Source organism: Modicisalibacter tunisiensis, assembly GCF_020148005.1.
GTDB lineage: Bacteria > Pseudomonadota > Gammaproteobacteria > Pseudomonadales > Halomonadaceae > Modicisalibacter > Modicisalibacter tunisiensis.
The window spans coordinates 186,046-198,352 of sequence record NZ_JAGXFD010000001.1; the positions used below are offsets into that span (position 1 = coordinate 186,046).

At 67.8% G+C, this 12,307-nt stretch carries 12 protein-coding genes and 1 pseudogene; 5 read left to right on the forward strand and 8 right to left on the reverse strand.

The features are described 5' to 3' along the window. Window positions 1-75: 75 nt before the first annotated feature. The 6 genes from etfB to KGQ91_RS00850 all read right to left on the reverse strand — a co-directional run bounded on the left by etfB (window position 76) and on the right by KGQ91_RS00850 (window position 8,167). Window positions 76-888: an electron transfer flavoprotein subunit beta gene (gene etfB, locus KGQ91_RS00825; RefSeq protein ID WP_163649243.1), complete on the reverse strand. Its 813-nt coding sequence runs from the start codon at window positions 886-888 to the stop codon at window positions 76-78. Continuing rightward, window positions 878-2,167, reverse strand: a complete 1,290-nt coding sequence (gene etfA / locus KGQ91_RS00830; RefSeq protein ID WP_224420016.1) for an electron transfer flavoprotein subunit alpha — start codon at window positions 2,165-2,167, stop codon at window positions 878-880. Before etfA ends, etfB begins: the two co-directional genes overlap by 11 nt. Continuing rightward, entirely contained in the window at window positions 2,164-4,134 is a 1,971-nt protein-coding gene (locus KGQ91_RS00835) for a (Fe-S)-binding protein (protein ID WP_224420017.1), read from the reverse strand. The genes etfA and KGQ91_RS00835 overlap by 4 nt, the downstream gene beginning before the upstream one ends. 264 nt (window positions 4,135-4,398) lie before the next feature. Beyond that, window positions 4,399-6,483, reverse strand: coding sequence for a dimethylglycine demethylation protein DgcA (dgcA, locus tag KGQ91_RS00840; protein ID WP_224420018.1), 2,085 nt, complete (start codon window positions 6,481-6,483; stop codon window positions 4,399-4,401). A gap of 10 nt (window positions 6,484-6,493) precedes the next feature. Beyond that, a complete protein-coding gene (locus tag KGQ91_RS00845) occupies window positions 6,494-7,039 on the reverse strand; it encodes a DUF5943 domain-containing protein (RefSeq protein ID WP_224420019.1) in 546 nt (181 codons plus the stop codon). A gap of 150 nt (window positions 7,040-7,189) precedes the next feature. Next, window positions 7,190-8,167 (reverse strand): dipeptidase, encoded by a 978-nt coding sequence (locus tag KGQ91_RS00850; RefSeq protein WP_224420020.1) that lies wholly within the window; start codon window positions 8,165-8,167, stop codon window positions 7,190-7,192. 288 nt (window positions 8,168-8,455) lie between these two features. On the opposite strand from KGQ91_RS00850, the gene KGQ91_RS00855 reads away from it, so the two are divergent. From KGQ91_RS00855 to KGQ91_RS00875, 5 genes are all read left to right on the forward strand, one after another. Further along, complete coding sequence (locus KGQ91_RS00855) at window positions 8,456-8,983, forward strand: XRE family transcriptional regulator (RefSeq protein ID WP_224420021.1); 528 nt, start codon at window positions 8,456-8,458, stop codon at window positions 8,981-8,983. Continuing rightward, window positions 8,980-9,714 carry an AzlC family ABC transporter permease gene (locus KGQ91_RS00860; protein WP_224420022.1) on the forward strand — a complete coding sequence of 245 codons (735 nt, stop codon included), beginning with the start codon at window positions 8,980-8,982 and terminating at the stop codon, window positions 9,712-9,714. The genes KGQ91_RS00855 and KGQ91_RS00860 overlap by 4 nt, the downstream gene beginning before the upstream one ends. After that, window positions 9,711-10,061 (forward strand): AzlD domain-containing protein, encoded by a 351-nt coding sequence (locus tag KGQ91_RS00865; RefSeq protein ID WP_224420023.1) that lies wholly within the window; start codon window positions 9,711-9,713, stop codon window positions 10,059-10,061. Before KGQ91_RS00860 ends, KGQ91_RS00865 begins: the two co-directional genes overlap by 4 nt. Window positions 10,062-10,212: 151 nt before the next feature. Beyond that, the gene (locus tag KGQ91_RS00870; RefSeq protein WP_224420024.1) at window positions 10,213-10,578 is read left to right on the forward strand and encodes a hypothetical protein; all 366 of its coding nucleotides are present in this window, start codon (window positions 10,213-10,215) and stop codon (window positions 10,576-10,578) included. Between the two features lie 11 nt (window positions 10,579-10,589). Beyond that, window positions 10,590-10,997, forward strand: a complete 408-nt coding sequence (locus KGQ91_RS00875; RefSeq protein ID WP_224420025.1) for a hypothetical protein — start codon at window positions 10,590-10,592, stop codon at window positions 10,995-10,997. Between the two features lie 25 nt (window positions 10,998-11,022). Here KGQ91_RS00875 and KGQ91_RS00880 read toward each other — a convergent pair. After that, window positions 11,023-11,229, reverse strand: a pseudogene (locus tag KGQ91_RS00880) (ISL3 family transposase); the annotation flags it as partial. Next, the gene (locus KGQ91_RS00885) at window positions 11,226-12,215 is read right to left on the reverse strand and encodes an IS481 family transposase (protein WP_224420026.1); all 990 of its coding nucleotides are present in this window, start codon (window positions 12,213-12,215) and stop codon (window positions 11,226-11,228) included. The pseudogene KGQ91_RS00880 and the gene KGQ91_RS00885, both read right to left, overlap by 4 nt. Window positions 12,216-12,307: the final 92 nt, after the last annotated feature.

A 12,307-nucleotide genomic window follows, 5' to 3' on the forward strand; every position in this document is an offset into this window, starting at 1 on the left:
CGCCGGGCGTGTTCAGGACCGGGGCCCAATTGGGCCGCATCCCCGAGGTCATGGCAAGTCGAGTCCGCGCACCGCTCAGCGCCGCAGCACGCCCTCTTCATGAAGCAGCTTGAAGATCGCCTCGGCGCCCTGCTCGGGCGTCGCGTCGGTCAGCACCTGCCCGCCGCCGCCTTCCGCCTTGGCGGCGGCGGCCTTGAAGCGATCCCGCGCCGAGGCGGCCTTGACCACCTTGAGCCGCTTGGGACGCGGCCGCGCGGGCTCCAGCGTCCAGTCGGCCAGCGCCGTGTCGGGGCGCGACGCCTGTTCGCTGACAGCCAGCGCGCCGCGCCGGGCCGGGCCGAAGGCACTCTGGCGAGGAGCGGGTGCCGCCTCGTCGACGGTGATCACCGCCGGCAGGCGAAGGCGCAGCCGGCGACGCTGGCCGCGCGGCAGCGCCTGCAGCAGGGTGACATGCTCCGGCTCGACGCGTTCGATCTCGGCCAGCCCGGTGACGATCGGCCAGCCCAGCGACTCGGCCAGCAGGTAGGGCAGCAGCCCCGAGCCCTCGCCGGTTTCCGCCCGGGTGCCGCACAGCAGCAGCCGCGGCGGAGCCTCGCGCAGCGCGTCCGTCAACGCCGGCAGGACATCGGCATCGCCGGCCTGCTCGATCAGCGTCAGCGCCTCGAAGCCCATGCCCAGATAGCCCCGCAGGGCGGCCTCGCTGTCGGTCTCGTGGTGCCCGGCGTGAATCAACTGCACCCGGGCATGGTCCAGGGCGAGCGCCGCCTCCACGGCACGGGCATCCTGATCGGCCCGCCGGGTCCGGCCGGTCACCGGATGGCGGCCGATCGAGACCAGCACCGCCACGTCCAGCGCCCCGGCGGCGTTCTTCGTCGTCTCATGCGGCATCACGCTTGCCTCCGTCTTCCTGGCGCGCCTGCTCGACGCGCGTCACCAGTGCCTCGAGAATCGCCGCGCTGTCGCCGATCACGGCCAGATCGGCCCGCTTGATCATGTCGCAGCCGGGGTCGACGTTGACGGCCACCACCTTGTCGCAGCGCTGGATCCCCTGCAGGTGCTGGATGGCGCCGCTGATGCCCACGGCCACGTAGACCCGCGCGGTCACCCAGGTGCCGGTGGCGCCCACCTGGCGGTCGCGCGGCATGAAGCCGTCGTCCACCGCCACCCGCGACGCCCCTTCGGTGGCGCCGAGCGCCGTGGCGGCCCGGTGGTAGCCCTCCCAGTCGCGGATGCCGTTGCCGGCGGCGAGGATGAACTCCGCCTCGCCCAGCGCCACGCTGGCCGGATCGACGGCCACCGCGCCCAGGTCCTCGACCCGCGAGAAGGCCTCCGGCAGGGCCGGCGGCGCGAGCGGTCGCGCCGCATGCACGGTCTCGCTGACCGGCTCGGCACACTCCGCCAGCGCCAGCGCCAGCGCCACCCGCGGCAGGTCGCGCCGGATGTCGAGCGAGCCCGCCGCGCCGCGGCAGGTGGCATGCCAGCCCAGGGCGCTGCCGGCGTCCGGCTCGATCTGCCAGAGTCCGGCGGCCGGTCGCTCGCCCAGCCGCGCCGCCAGACGGCGGCCAAGCTCGCCACCGCCCAGCGCGGAGTCCGGCAGCAGCCAGTGACGCGGTGACAGCGACTCCTCGATGGCACTCAGCGCCGCGATCCGCGCCTCGGGCGCATAGCCGGCAAGGCGCGGTTCATCGAGGGTGACCAGGCGATCGACGCCGGCCTCGGCAAAGCCGCTCTCGCGGGCCTCGCCGAAGACGATCGCCACCACCGCCCCGGGGGCCTGCGGATCGGCATCGGCCAGCCGGCGGGCCAGCCCCAGCAGGTCACGGTCGTGGGACGACAGGCGGCCCCCGGCGAGGTCGGGCACCACCGCCACCAGGAACGCCGGCGACTCGATCTCGACACGCTGCCGGGCCGGCTGGCCGTCGCCACGGTCGCCCGCCGACGACCGGCCGGCGCCCTGCTGCACGCCACTGCGATCGATGCGCTTGATGCCGTTGGGGCCGGTGAAGCCGACGGCATGCGGATCGCGGCGTATCCGGCCGTTGGGGCCCGGCCACTCGCTGGGCGCGGCGCCCTCGCCCAGCTCGGCGAGCACGTCGAGATGCTCGGGGTGCAGACGGTTGCGGGCGATCCACTCCTTGCGGGGATCGCGACGAACGATCTCGCTCATGCGGCCTCCTCCTCGGTGACACGCCGCCGGTCCTTCGCCGGCGCACTCTCGTCCAGCGCATCGGCGACCAGCTCGGCGATATCCTTGACCACGGCGCGGTCCTCGGCCACCACGCCCTCGAGCATGGCGGTGCACTGCGGGCAGCCCACCGCGACCAGATCGGCGCCGGTCTCGCTCACGTCGTTCATGCGCATGTCGGGGATCCGCTGCTTGCCGGGGATGTCGGTGATCGGCGCGCCGCCGCCGCCGCCGCAGCAGCGCGACCGGTAGCCGGAACGCGCCATCTCGACCCGCTCCACGCCGAGGGCGTCGAGCACCGCCCGCGGCGCGGCGTACTCGCCGTTGTAGCGGCCCAGGTAGCAGGGATCGTGGTAGGTCACGCGGCCGAGTCGGCTGGCCTTGAGTGACAGCCAGCCGGCCTCGAGCAGCTCGTTGATGTAGGTGCTGTGGTGGCTGACCTCATAGTTACCGCCCAGCTCGCCATACTCGTTGGCCAGCACATGGAAGCTGTGCGGATCGCAGGTGACGATGCGATCGAAGCGGTACTGGGCCAGGGTGGCGATGTTGCGGCGCGCCAGGCTCTGGAAGGTCGCCTCGTCGCCCAGCCGCCGCGCCACGTCGCCGCTGTCGCGCTCCTCGTTGCCGAGCACCGCGAAATCGACCCCGGCGGCACGCAGCACCTTGACCAGTGCCCGCAGGGTGCGCTGGTTGCGCATGTCGAAGACCCCGTCGCCCAGCCACAGCAGCACCTGGGCCTCGCCGCGCTCGGCCATCAGCGGCAGCTCGAGGTCCGCCGCCCAGTGCAGGCGCGAACCGGGATCGAAGCCGCCGGGATTGTCGGTGGCGATCAGGTTGTCGAGTACTTCGGCACCCTTGTTCGGCGTGTTGCCGTGTTCCAGGGTCAGAAAGCGGCGCATGTCGACGATGGCATCGACGTGCTCGATCATCATCGGGCACTCCTCGACGCAGGCGCGGCAGGTGGTGCAGGACCACAGCGTCTCGGCGTCGACCAGCGCCGTGCCCTCGCGGGCGACGATCGGCCCGTGGGGGTCGCCGGCGTGCTCGCCGACGGCCTTGCCGGGATACGGCGAACCGGCGTAGGCGGCATCGCTGCCGCCCGCCATGCCCACCACCATGTCCTGGACCAGCTTCTTGGGATTGAGCGGCTGACCGGCGGCGAACGCCGGGCAGACTGCTTCGCAGCGCCCGCACTGCACGCAGGCGTCGAAGCCCAGCAGCTGGTTCCAGGTGAAGTCGGCGGGCGTCTCGACGCCCAGCGGCGCCTCGGCATCGTCGAGATCCAGCGCCTTGAGCCCCGTGGAACGCCGTCCCGGACCGGCCGCGGTGGAGAACCGCTCGGCCCGGCGATGAAAGGCCAGATGCAGGGCGCCGGCGAAGGCATGCTTCATCGGCCCGCCCCAGGTCATGCCGAACACCAGTTCGGCCAGCCCCCAGGCCACCGCCGCGGCAAGCAGCACCGCGACCAGCCAGCCACCGGCGTCGGGGGGCAGCACGCCCACCGCCGGCAGGGTGGCCACGAAGATGCCCAGCGAGAACGCCATCAGGCTCTTGGGCAGGCGCATCCAGGGACCCTTCGACAGCCGCGCCGGCGGGTTGATCCGGCGGCGGGCGACGAACAGGCTGCCCACGAACATCGTCGCGCTGGCCGCCAGCAGCAGCCAGCCCAGCACGCCCTCGGCCAGGCCCAGGCCATGGACGACGATCGCCAGCGCCATGGCGGCGACGAAGCCGCCGGCGGTGGCCACGTGGGTGCTGGACATCACCTTGTCGCGCGCCACCACGTGGTGCAGGTCGACCAGGTAACGGCGCGGTACCGCGGCCAGGCCGCGGATCACCGGCACCGGTGAAGGACGCCCCTGACGCCACAGGCGAATGCGCCGCACGGCGCCGATTGCCGCCAGTGCCAGGGCGGAGAAGATCAGGATCGGCAGGAGGATATCGAGCATCTCGCTCACCTCATGTTCGGAACCATAAGCTGGGGGATTCGCTTCGCCACCATGCATGCCGCCGGGCTGATCCGGGGGCAGGCCTTCGCGAGGGCGCTGTGAACCCGTCCCTGGACGCTACCTTTGCCATCTGACCGCCATGGATGGCGGAAATGCCGGAATGGAAAGGAACACTTTCCGGCCATGGCAAAGGACCCTCGCTACGCCCTGCCCCCAGCGCCCATCGGCATGGGTGGCCAGGACCCTTCCGGCTTCAAGCTCGAGTTAAAAGTCCTTGCAGATCCGCAGGGCATCATAGATCGCCGCATGCGTATTGCGCGGTGCCGTGCAGTCGCCCAGCCGGAACAGCACGAAGCCGGCATCCGGATCGTCGTCCAGCGTGGCCAGGGCAGGCTGCGGCTGGATGGCGTAGAGCGCCTCGAGGTCGACCTGCCCCTTGTTGCGGGACTGCTCCTTGAGCGCGTAGTAGAGCGCCTCGTCGGGGCGCACGCCGTTCTCGACCACCACCTGGTCGACCACCCGCTCCTCCTGGGCGCCGGTGTACTCGTTCTCGAGCACCGCCACCAGCGAGTCGCCCTCGCGATAGACCTTGTGCAGCGCCAGGTCGGAGGTCATGATCACCTCCTTCTCGTAGAGGCTGCGGTAATAGGTCGGGAAGGTAGTGCCCCCCACCGCCGCACCGGGCTTGATGTCGTCGGTGACGATCTCCACCTTGGCGCCCTTGTCGGCCAGGTAGTCGGCCGCAGAGACCCCGGCGAACTCGCAGATGGAATCGAAGATCAGCACGTTCCTGCCGGGCTCCACGGCGCCGCTGAGGATGTCCCAGGTGCTGACCACCAGGCTCTGTTCGCGATCCTCGGCATAGCCCCATTCGGGCACCTGCGACAGGAAGGGCTGACCGCCGGTGGCGAGCACCACGATGTCCGGGCGCAGGTCGCCGATGGTCGCCGCGTCGGCGCGGGTGCCCAGGCGCAGGTCGACCTTGAGGCGTGCCAGCTCGAGCTGATACCAGCGGGTGATGCCGGCGATCTGGTCGCGCTGCGGCGCCCTGGCGGCCAGGGTGATCTGGCCGCCCAGCTGCTCGGCGGCCTCGAACAGGGTGACATCGTGGCCGCGCTCGGCCGCGACACGCGCCGCCTCCATGCCGCCGGGGCCGCCCCCGACCACCACGACCTTGCGCTTCGGCCCGTCGCTGGGCTCGATGATGTGCGGCAGGCCCATGTACTCGCGCGAGGTGGCGGCATTCTGGATGCACAGCACGTCGAGGCCCTGGTACTGGCGGTCGATGCAGTAGTTGGCGCCCACACACTGCTTGATCTGGTCGACCTGGTCCATCTTGATCTTGGCGATCAGGTGCGGGTCGGCGATGTGCGCGCGGGTCATGCCCACCATGTCGACATAGCCGCCCTCGAGGATGCGGCTGGCCTGGTTGGGATCCTTGATGTTCTGGGCGTGGATCACCGGCGCACCGACCACTTCCTTGATGCCCGCCGCCAGATGCAGGAACGGCTCCGGCGGATAGGACATGTTGGGAATCACGTTGGCGAGGGTGTCGTGCGTGTCGCAGCCCGAGCCGACCACGCCGAAGAAGTCGACCATGCCGGTGGCGTCGTAGTAGGCGGCGATCTGCTTCATGTCGTCGTGGGTCAGGCCGTCGGGATGGAACTCGTCGCCGCAGATGCGCAGGCCGACCACGAAGTCGTCGCCGACCTCGGCGCGCACCGCCTTGAGGACTTCCATGCCGAAGCGCATGCGGTTCTCGAAGCTGCCGCCCCACTCATCCTCGCGCTTGTTGACGCGCGGGCTCCAGAACTGGTCGATCAGGTGCTGGTGCACGGCGGACAGTTCGATACCATCGAGACCGCCTTCCTTGACGCGGCGCGCGCCCTGGGCGAAGTCGTCGATGACCCGCCAGATCTCTTCTTCCTCGATGGTCTTGCAGGTCGAACGGTGCACCGGCTCGCGAATGCCCGACGGCGACAGCAGCGTCGGCCAGTCGAAGCCGTCCCAGCGCGAGCGGCGGCCCATGTGGGTGATCTGGATCATGATCTTGCCGCCGTGCTTGTGCACGGCATCCGCCAGGTTCTGGAAGTGCGGGATGATCCGGTCGGTGGAGACGTTGACCGAACTCCACCAGGCCTGCGGACTGTCGATCGACACCGGCGAGGAACCGCCGCAGATGGCAAGCCCGCAGCCGCCCTTGGCCTTCTCTTCGTAGTACCTGACGTAGCGATCGGTGGTCATGCCGCCATCGGTGGCGTAGACCTCGGCGTGGGCGGTGCTGACCACGCGGTTGCGGATGGTGAGATTGCCGATCTCGATCGGCTTGAACAACGCGTCGAATGCCATCTCGGAAACCTCAACCTGCCAGGTAGTGACGGGGAGCGACCGCGAAGCGGCCAACGTCGCAGCCTTCCTCGGCGGCACTCTGGGTCTGCTCGGCGATGGTGCGCAGATCGCTGCCGCGGGCCTCGAGAATCTGGTCCATGGCCCCGGCGAACCAGCCGGTGAACATGTACTCGACCTTGCGCCCGACCTTGCCGAGCTGATAGACGAAGGCACTGTGCTCGAGGCGCACCCGGGCGCTGCCGGCGTCGAGATCGATCGCCTCGGTGGTGAAGCGCCCCCAGCCGCGCTGGGACAGGCGCGTCATGTAGTGCTCGAATACCGCCTCGCCCTCGAGGCCGTGCAGCTCGGCCTCCTTCTCGCACCAGTGCCAGGCGCTCTTGTAGCCGGCGTGGTAGAGGATGTCGGCGTAGGTCTCGACACCCAGCGCCTCTTCCACGGCGACGTGGTTGTTGATGAAGAAGTGGCGCGGCACGTAGAGCATCGGCAGGGCATCGGTGGTCCACACGCCGGTCTCGCTATCCACCTCGATGGGCAGTTCGGGGGCCGTCTTGGTCACGGTTGGGTTCCTCAATCTTGCTGATTGTTATGGCCTTCGGGCTTCGGGCTTCGGGCTTCGGGCTTCGGGCTTCGGTAGCAGGATTGTTCGCAGCTCTCAGCTCTCAGCTCGTGGCTCGTGGCTCGTGGCTCGTGGCTCGTGGCTCGTGGCTTATTGTCCCCAGACGTCCCTGAGCACCCGCACCCAGTTCTCGCCCATGATCTTGCGCACCTGGGCCTCGCTGAAGCCGCGACGCGAGAGCGCCTCGGTGAGGTTGGGGAACTCGCCGATGGTGCGGATGCCCTCGGGGTTGATGATCTTGCCGAAGTTGGTCAGGCGCCGGGCATAGCCCTTGTCGTGGGTCAGCCACTCGAAGAAGTCATGGCCGTGGCCCTGGGTGAAGTCGGTGCCGATGCCGATGGCATCCTCGCCGACGATGTTCATCACGTATTCGATGGCCTCGACGTAGTCGTCGACGGTGGCGTCGACCCCGGCGCGCAGGAAGGGCGTGAACATGGTCACGCCGACGAAACCGCCATGCTCGGCGATGAAGCGCAGTTCCTCGTCGGACTTGTTGCGCGGATGCTCCTTGAGGCCGGCGGGCAGGCAGTGGGAGTAGCAGACCGGCTTCTCGGAGGCCTCGATCACCTCGCGGGATGTTTTCTCGCCGACATGGGACAGATCGCACATGATGCCCACGCGGTTCATCTCGGCGACGATCTCGTGGCCGAAGCCGGAGAGGCCGCCGTCACGCTCGTAGCAGCCGGTGCCGACCAGATTCTGGGTGTTGTAGCACATCTGCACGATGCCCACGCCGAGCTGCTTGAAGATCTCGACGTAGCCGATCTGGTCCTCGAAGGCATGGGCGTTCTGGAAGCCGTAGATGATGCCGGTCTTGCCCTCTTCCTTGGCCCGGGTGATGTCGGCGGTGGTGCGCACGGGCCGAACCAGGTCGCGGGACTCGGCCATCAGGGCATTGGTCCTGACGATGTTGTCGACGGTGGCCTGGAAGCCCTCCCAGACGGACACGGTGCAGTTGGCGGCGGTAAGGCCGCCCTTGCGCATGTCCTCGAACAGCTCGCGGTTCCACTTGGCGATGATGAGACCGTCGATGACGATGGCGTCGTCGTGCAGGGCTTGCGGGGTCATGGTCGGCTCCGATGGGGTTGGCGTCATGGCCGCAGAATAGCCTTGCCCCCGGGGCGCCCGGCGCTTGGAAGCGACGGGGGAAATTCCAAAAGCGTCATGGGTGTCGCGAATACGACGCTATCCGATTTGACGTCCCGGCCAACGGCGCCATGCCTAGCTCCCCGAACCGGCCATGCCGGCCCCGGGCAGCGTGTCAGGGTGCCGTAACAGCTTCGCGGGTTGACGACACGTCGTTCCTTTTATAGAACGTTCTTTATATAGAACATCTTCTGGAGACATCGACCGTTCATGGACAATCCGTCACTGACTACTCTGGGACGCCATCTACAGACGTTGCGTCGCACCCGCGGCTGGTCGCTGTCGCATCTGGCGGAGCGGGCGGGTATCGCCAAGTCGAACCTGTCGCGCCTCGAGCAGGGCGATGGCAACCCCACGCTGGATACCCTTTGGCGCCTGGCGATACGGCTCGAGGTGCCCTTCGGCGCTCTGGTCGCACCGATCACCGCCACGCTCGGCGAGGACGGCGTTACCGTGCAACTGATCGACCAGGGGCACGACGCGCCGGCCGTGGATGCCTACTGGATGCGCTGCGAACCGCACACCTGTCGCCGCGCCGAAGCGCATTCGCCAGGCACCCGGGAGTACCTGAGCCTGATCAGCGGTGCGCTGGAGGCCGGCCCGCTCGAGGCGATGCAGGCACTGGCCGTCGGCGACCAGTACGCCTTCGCCGCCGATCGACCGCACGCCTACCGTACCGGCGACACCGCCGCGACCTGTCTGCTGACCATCGTCTACGGCGGAGGGGAACACGGATGACCGATAATACCCCGGTCCACCGCCAGCCCCCGGCCTGGCTGACTGGCCTGCGCGAGGCATTGCCACTGCTCGGCGGCTACGTGCCGGTGGCAGTCTCGTTCGGCCTCGTCGCCACCCAGGCCGGCTTCTCGACCACTGAGGTCGCGGCGATCTCGACACTGATCTACGCCGGCGCCTCGCAGTTCCTGTTCGTCGGCATGGCCGCCGCCGGCGCGCCATTGTGGCTGACGGTGGCCATGACGCTGCTGATCAATATCCGCCATCTGGTCTATGCCCCCAACCTGGCACCCTGGCTGACCCGCAGCCGCTGGTGGCCCTGGCTAATGCACGGCCTGACCGACCAGATCTTCGCGCTGGCGCATACCCGCCTGCCGCAGATAGCGCCGGAACGACGCCTCGGCTGGTTCAGCGGTGCCGCCGGGCTGGCCTGGCTGAGCTGGATCGCCGGCAGCGTACTCGGTGCGGTGGCCGGCGAGTGGCTGACCCGCCGCTGGCCGCTGCTCGGCGAGGTGATGCCGTTCGCCCTGCCGGCGCTGTTTCTGGTGCTGTTGGCGCCCCACTTCACGTCGCTGCGCTGGTCGCTGGCGTTGGGTATCAGCATGGCGGCGGCGCTCGTCCTGGCGCTCGGCGGATTCGCCAACGTCAGCATTCCGCTGGCCGCCGCCGCCGGCGCGCTGGGTTTCTATGCCATCGGCAACCGTCCAGGCGGTGATGGCGAGGCGGCCTCATGAGTGCGTCGATGTGGCTGGCGGTGGTGATCGCCGCCCTGGGTACCCTGGCCCTGCGCCTGTTGCCGCTACTCTGGATGCGCCGCCGCCTGCATCGCTCCACCAACGACGGCGAGGGCAGCAACACCCTGCCCCCCTGGCTGCGCCTGCTGGGGCCGCTGATGATCGCCGCCCTGTTCGGCGTATCGCTGATCCCGCAGCGACAGGATTCCGTCGGCTGGTGCGCGACACTGGTGGGTATCGGCGCTACCCTGATCGTGTGGCGACGCACCCGCACCCTGGGATGGCCGGTGATCGTCGGTGTCGCCACCTTCGGCCTGGTGGTGGTCGCGGTCCGGATAGCCGGGTGACTGCTGGTTCGCGCCGGTCCCGGAGACTACCCCTGAAAACGGAGCACGGCTTTCTGCTAACATCACGGGCTCATCGTTTACCGACTAACGATCTTTTGTCGGACAGGACGCCTCACATCGTCATTCGGTTTCCCAAGGAGAGAGAAACGACATGTCGCAACCTCTTGTGTCCCGAACGGGGGCCATCCTGCTGCTGCTGGCCTCGCTCGTCGGGCTCGCCTTCGCCCTCTATGCCTATTTCACCCCGCTGACCGGCGTCAACGGCACGCTGGGCGCCATGGTCGCCATTCTGGCCTGTATCGTGCTCGCCATCCTGGCAATCGGGCTCGCTGCCGTACCGGGGCGCGGAGCCCGCATCGCGCTGCGCGTGCTGATCCTGCTGGGCCTTGCCGGCACCTTCTTCGCCGGCCTCCTGCTGCATCAATGGTGGGTCGCCATCGCCATGGTAGTGGGTCTCGTCGGGCTGATCATCGACATGATCCGCCCGCCCCGTACCACTCGCCCCACCCACGCCTGAGGAGCCGCGCCATGTTGACCACCCGATTCGCCTTGCCGCGTCTCGTCACGGCCACCGCCCTGACGCTTTCCGTGGTTCCCCTGACGGCCTCGGCTCAGGAGCAGTCCACCGCCCAGGAACAGACCACCAGCCAGGACCAGGCGCGGACCGGCACCCAGGCATCCGACTCCCAAGAGCAAACCGCCAACCCGGATCAGGCCGCCACCGCACAAGACCAGGCCAGCGGGCAGGCATCGAACGCTCAGGCCGACGAATCCGTCGGCCCACCGATTCCGCTGGTCCCCGAAAAGCCGACTTGGGACAGCTTCCACGGCCAGCTCAATGCGCAGAAGTACAGCCCGCTCGATCAGATCACGGCCGATAACGTCGGTGATCTCGAGAAGGTCTGGGAAATCCGGGTATCCGGATTAAGTGGTTGATGGGCCTTCCAGCCCCATCCAACCCTTAGTCCTTCCAGAAGGTTGATAGATCGACACCGAAGTTCTTCTCAGGCTCGGGGAGTCCCATGTTGTAGGTCATGGTGGCTCTGCCCAGAAACGGGGATTCCTTGACTTGTGGCGCCTTCTTCTTGTGCTTGGTGGTATAGAGCATCCGGGCTCGCATTACCTCGAACGAATAGCCCCGGCCATCACGGTTTTTGTCCTTGGCTAGGTGTCGGGTCCCGTGTGATTGACCACCCGCTTGGTAAATAACTCTGGCCGTTTAGCCCGCCATTCCTTCATCGCTGCAATCGGTGATTGATGATGCAGCGCCTTCTGAGGGATGTGGTGATTGTACAGCCAAGCGTAGCGTTTTAGCGTCTGCTCCAGATCCTCGCCTGAGGTATAGCGCCGGGTCGCCAGCACGTCGCTGATGCGGCCGTTGAACCGCTCCACCATACCGTTCGTCTGTGGCCTTCCCGGCTTGATCAGGCGATGTTCGATACTATGGGCTTGGCACTCCTGGTCGAAGGGGTGGCGGCCGCTGGGCGTGCGCTCACCTGCCCGCGTGAAGCGATCGGTGAACGACTTGCCGTTGTCAGTGAGCACCGTCTGGATCGTGAAGGGAGCCATCTCCTCCACGCACTTCATGAACGCCTTGGCGTCCTTGGCAGACTGGCTGCGCCTGACCTCCAGATAGACCCAGCGTGTGGCACGGTCGATGGCGACATACAGGTAGCGCTTCTGCTCCTCATCAGGCATCTGAGGAAGGTGCTTGATGTCGATATGCACGTACCCGGGCTCGTAGTCCTTGAAGGGCTTGTGCCGGGGCTTCCCATCATCGCCAGCGTCCTGCCGAGCCAGTTCTGCCAGTGTCGGCACCTCGCGCCGCTGGAGCATGCGGTGCAGGCCTGAGCGAGACAGTCGAGGGTTCAAGAACTCACGTGCCACGACGAGCAGATCATCCAGGCCGAGGCGCAGGAATTCACGAGCGGCGATCAGCACCTCCTCCTGCTCAGACGTGAGGGTGGCCAGTAGGTTGTGACGCGTATGGGGTCGATCATAGACATCGTCACGGTACCGCCAGCGCCGAATGGTCGCGGTGGCGACGCCAAACTGGCGGGCCAGCTCGCTATCCGTGATGCTGGAGGGCGCCGCCTGGATTTCAGCACGGATCTTCGGTGTTGTCGTGGCCTGCTTATGCAGCTTGATGTCCATGAACCTGCTCCCGGATGAATTGCTGTAGAAGCTCTCTGGCTGCCAGCAGAGGATAACTCCTATAGCTCATTTGATCATCCGGGACCCGACAG

Excerpts from the sequence above, each read along its gene's own strand:
- etfB (WP_163649243.1), bottom strand. The coding sequence starts at position 888 with ATGCCGCATGAGACGACGAAGAACGCCGCCGGGGCGCTGGACGTGGCG.
- etfA (WP_224420016.1), bottom strand. The coding sequence starts at position 2,167 with ATGAGCGAGATCGTTCGTCGCGATCCCCGCAAGGAGTGGATCGCCCGC.
- KGQ91_RS00835 (WP_224420017.1), bottom strand. The coding sequence starts at position 4,134 with ATGCTCGATATCCTCCTGCCGATCCTGATCTTCTCCGCCCTGGCACTG.
- dgcA (WP_224420018.1), bottom strand. The coding sequence starts at position 6,483 with ATGGCATTCGACGCGTTGTTCAAGCCGATCGAGATCGGCAATCTCACC.
- KGQ91_RS00850 (WP_224420020.1), bottom strand. The coding sequence starts at position 8,167 with ATGACCCCGCAAGCCCTGCACGACGACGCCATCGTCATCGACGGTCTC.
- KGQ91_RS00855 (WP_224420021.1), top strand. The coding sequence starts at position 8,456 with ATGGACAATCCGTCACTGACTACTCTGGGACGCCATCTACAGACGTTG.
- KGQ91_RS00860 (WP_224420022.1), top strand. The coding sequence starts at position 8,980 with ATGACCGATAATACCCCGGTCCACCGCCAGCCCCCGGCCTGGCTGACT.
- KGQ91_RS00865 (WP_224420023.1), top strand. The coding sequence starts at position 9,711 with ATGAGTGCGTCGATGTGGCTGGCGGTGGTGATCGCCGCCCTGGGTACC.
- KGQ91_RS00870 (WP_224420024.1), top strand. The coding sequence starts at position 10,213 with ATGTCGCAACCTCTTGTGTCCCGAACGGGGGCCATCCTGCTGCTGCTG.
- KGQ91_RS00875 (WP_224420025.1), top strand. The coding sequence starts at position 10,590 with ATGTTGACCACCCGATTCGCCTTGCCGCGTCTCGTCACGGCCACCGCC.
- KGQ91_RS00885 (WP_224420026.1), bottom strand. The coding sequence starts at position 12,215 with ATGGACATCAAGCTGCATAAGCAGGCCACGACAACACCGAAGATCCGT.